The organism is Halarchaeum salinum, from assembly GCF_039520965.1.
Taxonomy (GTDB): Archaea; Halobacteriota; Halobacteria; order Halobacteriales; family Halobacteriaceae; genus Halarchaeum; species Halarchaeum salinum.
Genome location: NZ_BAAABL010000090.1, coordinates 1 through 5,868 on the forward strand (window position 1 = coordinate 1; position 5,868 = coordinate 5,868).

6 protein-coding genes and 1 pseudogene are annotated in these 5,868 nt (G+C 53.6%); 1 reads left to right on the top strand and 6 read right to left on the bottom strand.

Features of this window, described 5'->3' with window-relative positions; all coding sequences use genetic code 11:
* The 3 genes from ABDZ36_RS14295 to ABDZ36_RS14305 all read right to left on the bottom strand — a co-directional run.
* Positions 1 to 193 (bottom strand): ATP-binding protein (locus ABDZ36_RS14295; protein WP_343749364.1); only part of this gene is annotated, 193 nt, incomplete at its 3' end.
* Positions 194 to 474: 281 nt separating this feature from the next.
* Positions 475 to 873: a DUF7970 domain-containing protein gene (locus ABDZ36_RS14300; protein ID WP_211313713.1), complete on the bottom strand. Its 399-nt coding sequence runs from the start codon at positions 871 to 873 to the stop codon at positions 475 to 477.
* Entirely contained in the window at positions 866 to 1,801 is a 936-nt protein-coding gene (locus tag ABDZ36_RS14305) for a ParA family protein (RefSeq protein WP_211313714.1), read from the bottom strand. Before ABDZ36_RS14305 ends, ABDZ36_RS14300 begins: the two co-directional genes overlap by 8 nt.
* Positions 1,802 to 1,926: 125 nt before the next feature.
* Here ABDZ36_RS14305 and ABDZ36_RS14310 point away from each other — a divergent pair, with 125 nt between their 5' ends.
* Positions 1,927 to 2,232 (top strand): hypothetical protein, encoded by a 306-nt coding sequence (locus ABDZ36_RS14310; RefSeq protein WP_211313715.1) that lies wholly within the window; start codon positions 1,927 to 1,929, stop codon positions 2,230 to 2,232.
* A gap of 58 nt (positions 2,233 to 2,290) precedes the next feature.
* On the opposite strand, the pseudogene ABDZ36_RS14315 reads toward ABDZ36_RS14310, so the two are convergent.
* From ABDZ36_RS14315 to ABDZ36_RS14325, 3 genes and pseudogenes are all read right to left on the bottom strand, one after another.
* Positions 2,291 to 2,806: pseudogene (locus ABDZ36_RS14315) on the bottom strand (BREX system ATP-binding domain-containing protein); the annotation flags it as partial.
* 323 nt (positions 2,807 to 3,129) lie between these two features.
* The gene (locus tag ABDZ36_RS14320) at positions 3,130 to 4,782 is read right to left on the bottom strand and encodes a Cdc6/Cdc18 family protein (RefSeq protein WP_211313716.1); all 1,653 of its coding nucleotides are present in this window, start codon (positions 4,780 to 4,782) and stop codon (positions 3,130 to 3,132) included.
* A gap of 756 nt (positions 4,783 to 5,538) precedes the next feature.
* On the bottom strand, positions 5,539 to 5,838 hold the full coding sequence (locus tag ABDZ36_RS14325; RefSeq protein ID WP_211313717.1) for a DUF6788 family protein: 300 nt from the start codon (positions 5,836 to 5,838) through the stop codon (positions 5,539 to 5,541).
* Positions 5,839 to 5,868 lie beyond the last annotated feature (30 nt).

Here is a 5,868-nt window from a genome sequence, read left to right on the forward strand (position 1 = left end):
GGTCACAGTTCGCAGAGATTCGGCGCTTAGAGGTCGAGATTATCCGGCTGCCGATGTGATCGACTGAGTGTTGAACGAGTTGGGTCTTTCCCAGACGCCGACGACCGTAGATGACTGCCAGCTCGCCGCTGTTGGATTCGTAGCACTCCCGCAGTCGCGAGAGTTCCGCATCACGGTCCACGAAACGCTCCATAGGTATCAATCGCCGCCCACCAATAAAATACTCACGAATAGACTAACTTGGAATTGGCTATTTTGGAATTGGCTAATCTGGATCCGGGAACACCTCTACGCGTAATACTACGCAAGAACGATTTCGCAGGGTTGGGAGATGCACCCGTCCGCGTACATCCACACTATAGATAGTATAGATAGAAATCTATCTCATCTATTCCGTTCGTATAGAGATTGAAAATGTGGAATAGTATGAATAGTTGAAGTAGGATTCTATTTTCCCGAGTTATGAGTATTGTGCTATTTGTCAGATTCGGAGGTGACGTTTTCTCGCGCTCGTTCGAATCGGGCAGCGACTTCGTCAACTAGGTCCTCCTCAACGACAGTCCGAAGAAGCGCGTCCGTCATTTCGCGGACGACGATATTCTGATAACCGCGCTCGTTGAGTTCGCGTTCGAGTTCGTAATTGAGCCACGAGTCGAATTCGTCGATCGTCGACTGGCGCGCGTAGAATGGACGTTGCTGCGCCTCCTCGTAGGTGAATGCGCTATCGACCATCGGGTCACGCGTCGGCTCCAGACTCGAATCTGATTCGTCGGCCGAATCCGTGGATGTCTGGGAGTCAATGGAGTCGTCCTCGTCGTCGGGTTCGTCTTCGAGCGTACTGCTGAGGTCGGCGAACGGGTCGTCGTCACTCATCACGAACCACCTCACCGACCTCGACGATGTGCGCGAGTTCGTCGAAGCACTTCAACTGATCACAGTCGGGGTCGTAGTCGAGGAGCGGCATCCGCTCACCGTACGCCTTCGTGATACTCGTCCGATCGCGAATCCCGGGGGACGGATTCAGCTCTCCATCATCGACGGCATCCCAGTCGGTGACTCGTGCGAAGTTCGGGATGCGGTCTTGAAGGCTATCGTGGGCGTTGAGCCGTTCGAGAAGCTGACGATCCTGTGTCTGTTGGTCGATCCGGCCGCGAAGCATGTTCGGGACGAGCGCGAGCACATCGACGTCCATGTGCTTGCGGAGCGGCGCGATCTGTCGTTCGATCGTCCGCTCGAGTCCCGTCATCGCCTCGTTGCCGGGCGCGAGCGGGAGGACGAGGTTGCCGGTCGCGACGAGGGCGTTGTCGGTGAGCCGCGAGCGGTATGCCGGCGAATCAGTCACGATGTAGTCGTACTCGTCACCGAGAAGCGGGTCGACTATTTCGCGTTTCAACAGCGCAGAAGGTTGGAAGACGTCGCCGACGACGATTTCGCGTTCGGCCTGTTCGAGGTCTTCGCTCGAAGGCAGGAGGTCGAAGTTGAAGCCGGTCTCGTAGATGACGGAATCAGGGTCTACCTCCTCGAAGAAGGTGTCACCGATGCTTTCGCTGGTGTCGTGATACTCGTCGTCGAAGCCGAGGCCGGTCGAGGCGTGTCCGTTCGGGTCGAGGTCGATGAGAAGGACATCGTGGTCGTGGGCAGCGAGCTGGCGAGCGAGATTAACTGCGACGGTAGACTTGCCAACGCCGCCCTTGAGCATACAGACCGCGACCGCTCGCGGGTTCTCTTGGTCCAACCCCACGTAGGACCTATTTGGGCTATTCGTTCTATCTGTACTATTCTTACTATCTGATTCAGTCATGCTGTTCACGAATAGGTCGGCATCGAACAAATAGCTATGCCTGAAAAAGATATTTGTGAATAGTATCCTATTTAAGGATGGTTGTTCTCGCGTTTCAGGATCTATAGTAAGAATTCTCAGGGGTCATGAGCGGAATCATGGTCTCCGTTAATCTCGAAGAGTCGGTCGAACGCGGGGTGTTTGTAGAGAGTCTCGCGGCAGTCACGACAGCGCGTGAAGAGGGGTTTCTCGACACCCCAGAAGTCAGAGCGCATCACGACTGCGCCATCACGGCGACCATAGCGACCACCAGACGTCGAGATATGGTTGAACTCTTGTCCACCGCATTCAGGACAAGGATCACTCATGCCAGTCCAGTCCTCCCGTTCGATGCCAGTGAGTTCGCGTTCGTCACCGCTCTCGTCGATGATTTGTACTGGGGAGTTCATTGAGATGCGCCTCACCGCCTCTGGGCAAGAGAAAAGAAACGTGCGGCGAGGTAGTGGTTCGCTAGAAGAGTTCTTGTGCGAACTCTGTTGAGATCTCGGTTTGATCCTCAGTCGCTGCTTCGTCTAACATGCGACTGCAAACGGAGAGGACTTGGCGAATATTCCCCTGTGACCGCTGTAGGATCAGCTCTAAGCTCTCCTCGGTGAACGGTCGAACGGCACGTCCGGAGTCTGTCGTCGTCCGCTCTCGCTGGAGATAGTCTTCGACAAGCTCGGTAAGGTTCTCAGCAGTCAGCGGTCGAAGTGCGACTTCTTGGCCGATACGCTCGCTGAACGCATGGTATTCACTCATGACGTCCTGCCAGACCTCCGGTGCACACCCGAACAGCATACAGAGGCCGTCGCTGTTCTGGTCCATGAGGTGGCGGATGCTGTTCAGCGTCGCCTGTTCGTTCTTCGGGGAGAGGCGGGCGATGCTCTCGAATTCATCAACGAAAACGAAGACGCCCGTATAGCCGAGGTCCAACAGCAGATTCTTCAAGGCGGTGAACGCACGGACGCTCATCGTATCGTCGTCAGGGCGCGTACGCTAGGCGAGTTCAGACACCTCTATCGATTTGTTCGTGACAGACGCAATCAACAGTCACCCCAGCGGAACCACCGTGAGGCACTCCTCAAAGGGCAATCGAGGCACCCCACTATTTCATACCAGATCGTGTATTCCCCATATAAATACATACACCCCACTATTTCATACCAGACTTGGGGGGAGAAGCAAGAATTGACTTAAAGAAGAGCACCCCACTGTTTCATCCCAATCGGCTCAGAGTTACAGACAGGTTCCGGTTGAAAATAGACCACCCCCACTATTTCATACCAAGCGAAAGAGAATACCATACATCACTTCCACGAATCAACACTGGATTGCGTCTGCGTCGCCTCACGGACCGCTGATTTTCCGTCTGCAAACGACTCAAGCTCGTCAATAAGTTCTGTCGAGAGGAGGTCAGATCCCTCAGGCATCCCCGATGGGTCTGTCTCACCGAGGACGCGGAGTATCATCTCGTAATCAACCGTGTCAAGTTCGTAGACGTAGCCGGATTTCCCAGGTCCACCGTAGTTGTCCTTGCGGTTGAGCAAGCCGAGCTGGTACATCTCCTTGAGGTAGTCTGCTACCCGCCGCTTCGAGGTGGTCTTATCGAGTAGCTCGCCCGAAAGTTGCTTATACTTCGGGTAGAGACTCTCACGGCTGATCGGCGTCTCGTCTCGAAGGTCATGTAGCATGATGACGCTGAGCGTCACTTTCTGCTGTGCGTCAAGATCAGATGTAACCTCGTAGATACGATCCCGTTCCTTCTCTTCGTTGGCCTCGTCGATGTGGTCTTTCTGAACGACGTCGTCACCGTCGTTTTTCGCCTTTACACCGGCTTTATGGAGCAGGTCGATCGCGAACCGAGCGTCACCACCCTGTTGGCGGGCATGCGCAGCAGCAAGGGGAACAATCTCGTCGTCGTATGCGCCGTCTTTGAACGCCAACTCAGCACGCTGATGAAGGATTTCTCCGAGTTGATTCGCGTCGTATCGCCGGAAAGTAATCTCCTTGAGGCGGAGCGACGAATCCGTCTTTGATTGGATACTCTCCTTGTACGCGACGTCGTTACTGATACCGATGACAGACGGCCGAATGTTCGAGACGCGATTGTTCGCCTGCGCACGTGGAATCTCGTAGAGAAGTTCGTCGCGTGATCCGATTCGGTCGACTTCGTCAAGGACGACGGTGACGTAGTTCGTAACTTCGTCCGGTGAGCGGATATCGAACTCCGTCTCGAGTTCAGCCAGGAGGGTAGTGGGGTCTTCGGGGATACCGCTAAGAACCTCAGACCGAGAGTAGTCAGTGTTCGAAAGGTCTGTCTCGGCGTCGACGAGTAACTCAAACCCGGGCGGGAAGGAGAGATACGACGGAACAGACTCAACGTCGTCGAATGGATGCTTGCTGAGCCAGATGAGTTCATCGGCGCCGATCTGGAGGTCGGGCGGGTTCTCGAGTTGGTCGATGTTCTCTAGAGCTTCGGAGAGTTGTTCGCGATAGGCCGTGTCTTCGTATGTGAGGTGGTCAAGCGCGTCAAAGAAGATGGAGTAGACAGTATCTTTTGGGAGACCTGAGCTGGGGAGCGTCTCGTAGTCGATCTCAAGTTGGTCGTGGAGGTGAGCGTACTGGTCGTCTTTGAGCAGCTGGTTCGTGAGGGAGATGGCAGCTTGATAAGAGCTAGAAAGAGATTCGCAGTTCTGGTAAATGAACGTTATTGAGATGTCATCGTAGTTCTGCGCGCCTTGCTTCAGCTCTTGCAGTTGGTATTTCACTGAGACCGTCTTTCCGGTGCCGCTGACACCGTAGATGAACGTATTGATGGGGGCTTCGTTGTCGATGAGCTGTTGGAGAACTTCAGATATTTCATCAAGTTCTTCGTCCCGACCAAGGACAGTATCGGGCATATAGTCCTTAGTAAGAGCTTCATCGTTATCGAAGGGGGACTCCTTTCTCTCAAACGGCATCTGTTACCTATCTTCTGTGAAGGCAGCCACATAAAGATGTGGCAGCCGCCGTTTCATACCAAAGGGGAATGCTTCATCCCAAATGAGAGTATATAAAGATCGCATCCCCACTATTTCATACCAAGTGCTGATTGACACCGTACCTCAACATAGCTCGTGAGCTGGCTCGGAGTCAAGCCCTGAGACACTCGCCTTATCGTAGAAGGGCCATACGCCACTATTCCATCTCAGATCACTGAGTAGCAGGGACTCGATCGCCTCACGCAACAGAGGTTCCAAGACAGGGGTATTTGAATCCCCCTCCCCCCACTGTTTCATACCAAATGCCGCAAGAGTATGACACCGAAATATAGACTACGATGGAAGTTATATAAATGGTAGAGTAGAGTGGGCGAAAGAGGTGAGAAAGGAATGCATGAAGAAGGTTCTAAACACGGTTAATAAGCTAGATAATGTAGGTTTAGCAGGTTTCACTACCACCATTACTACTACTACACTAGTTACCTATACAGTAAATAATATAATATGCGCGTAGTTCTCAGCTCACTCGTTCTCAGCGATTCTTTGAATGCTTCGTTACTTCACAATATCAATTCATTCTGATCACCTTCCTTCAGACCCTCTTCTCGGCTATCCCCTCAGTCGCCCCCCACCCCCTCCCTGCGTGGCCAATCTGGTATGAAACAGTGGGGGGAGGGGGGTTTATACATTTCAGTAGGTGAACTACCCTGAGGTCAAGCACTTGACTCACTCAACCTACTCGTCGGGGTTGACCGGACCTCTGTACTTCGAGGTGACCTTGTCTCCTTCTCGCCATTGCCAGTAGTAGTAGCGATTACCGTTGATCTCCTTGATTGTGAGTGTCGCTCGCGTCGGAACGTCGTCCGGGAGCTCTTCGGGACGGTCCGCTACTTCGTCTTGGTCGTCCTCTGCAAGCCGAGCCTCCCGTTCACGGTACTCGGCGAGTGCGTCGGCATAGCGCTCAATCGCTCGGAGTTCCTCTGCCGAACAGTCCTCAAGGGCTTCATTGAATCCGCAGAGGGCGACGGGATTCACTGTTTCACGGCTTGTTCGACGTTGTAGACT

What these genes read in the sequence shown, in the direction of transcription:
- ABDZ36_RS14320 (WP_211313716.1), bottom strand. Translation starts at nt 4,782, where the DNA reads ATGCCGTTTGAGAGAAAGGAGTCCCCCTTCGATAACGATGAAGCTCTT.
- ABDZ36_RS14305 (WP_211313714.1), bottom strand. Translation starts at nt 1,801, where the DNA reads ATGACTGAATCAGATAGTAAGAATAGTACAGATAGAACGAATAGCCCA.
- ABDZ36_RS14300 (WP_211313713.1), bottom strand. Translation starts at nt 873, where the DNA reads ATGAGTGACGACGACCCGTTCGCCGACCTCAGCAGTACGCTCGAAGAC.
- ABDZ36_RS14310 (WP_211313715.1), top strand. Translation starts at nt 1,927, where the DNA reads ATGAGCGGAATCATGGTCTCCGTTAATCTCGAAGAGTCGGTCGAACGC.